The sequence below is a fragment of the Roseovarius sp. MMSF_3298 genome, from assembly GCF_030733705.1.
Classification (GTDB): Bacteria; Pseudomonadota; Alphaproteobacteria; order Rhodobacterales; family Rhodobacteraceae; genus Roseovarius; species Roseovarius confluentis.
Window position 1 is genome coordinate 1 of the sequence record NZ_JASHIN010000070.1, and the last position, 1,129, is coordinate 1,129.

General features: G+C 65.8%; 2 protein-coding genes. Both read left to right on the forward strand.

Going from position 1 to position 1,129, the window contains the following annotated elements:
- A partial coding sequence (locus RBB18_RS23150; protein WP_306111058.1) for a formate--tetrahydrofolate ligase occupies nucleotides 1-135 on the forward strand: 135 nt, incomplete at its 5' end.
- Between the two features lie 70 nt (nucleotides 136-205).
- Nucleotides 206-1,096, forward strand: a complete 891-nt coding sequence (gene folD, locus RBB18_RS23155; RefSeq protein WP_103764810.1) for a bifunctional methylenetetrahydrofolate dehydrogenase/methenyltetrahydrofolate cyclohydrolase FolD — start codon at nucleotides 206-208, stop codon at nucleotides 1,094-1,096.
- The last annotated feature ends 33 nt before the right edge of the window (nucleotides 1,097-1,129 follow it).

A 1,129-nucleotide genomic window follows, 5' to 3' on the forward strand; every position in this document is an offset into this window, starting at 1 on the left:
GTGCGCCTGTCGGCCGGCGCGGGCTTCGTCGTCGTCGTCTGCGGCGAGATCATGACCATGCCGGGCCTGCCCAGCCGCCCCGCGTCCGAATCCATCCGCCTGAACGACCAGGGCGAAATCGAAGGATTGTTCTAAAGGACCGGTTTTCCCCACCCCATGCGAGCGGTATAGGGTGGGGGACCATTTTCGGGCCGGGAGGAAAGACATGACGGCAGAGATTATCGACGGCAAGGCGTTTGCCGCAAAAGTGCGCGAGAAGGTGGCGGGCCACGTGGACCGCCTGAAGGAAGAACACGGCATCACGCCGGGGCTGGCCGTGGTGCTGGTGGGCGAGGACCCGGCAAGCCAGGTCTACGTCCGCTCGAAGGGCAAGCAGACCGTCGAGGTCGGCATGAATTCCTACGAGCACAAGCTGGAGGCGGACACCTCGGAAGAGGATCTGCTGGCGCTGATCGACAAGTTGAACAACGACAAGGACGTGCATGGCATCCTTGTGCAGCTGCCGTTGCCGGACCACCTGGATTCCGACCTGGTGATCAACTCGATCGACCCGGCGAAAGACGTGGACGGGTTTCACATCTCGAACGTGGGCCTGCTGGGCACGGGACAGAAAAGCATGGTGCCCTGCACGCCGCTGGGCTGTCTGATGATGCTGCGCGAACACCACGGGAGCCTTTCCGGCATGGACGCGGTGGTTGTCGGGCGCTCGAACATCGTGGGCAAGCCGATGGCGCAGCTTTTGCTGGGCGACAGCTGCACCGTGACCATCGCGCACAGCCGCACCAAGGACCTGCCCGAGGTCGTGCGCCGCGCCGATATCGTGGTGGCCGCCGTGGGCCGGCCCGAGATGGTGCCGGGTGACTGGATCAAGGAAGGGGCCACCGTGATCGACGTGGGCATCAACCGGGTCGAGCGCGACGGCAAGAACAAGCTGGTGGGCGATGCCGATTACGAGAGCTGCGCGGCGCGCGCGGGGGCGATTACGCCCGTTCCCGGCGGCGTCGGGCCGATGACCATCGCGTGCCTGCTGGCCAACACGGTGACGGCCTGCTGCCGTGCCAACGGGTTGTCGGAGCCGGAAGGCTTGACGGCGTAAGACCTCTTGCCCGGCGGCCTCCGCCGGGCAAGA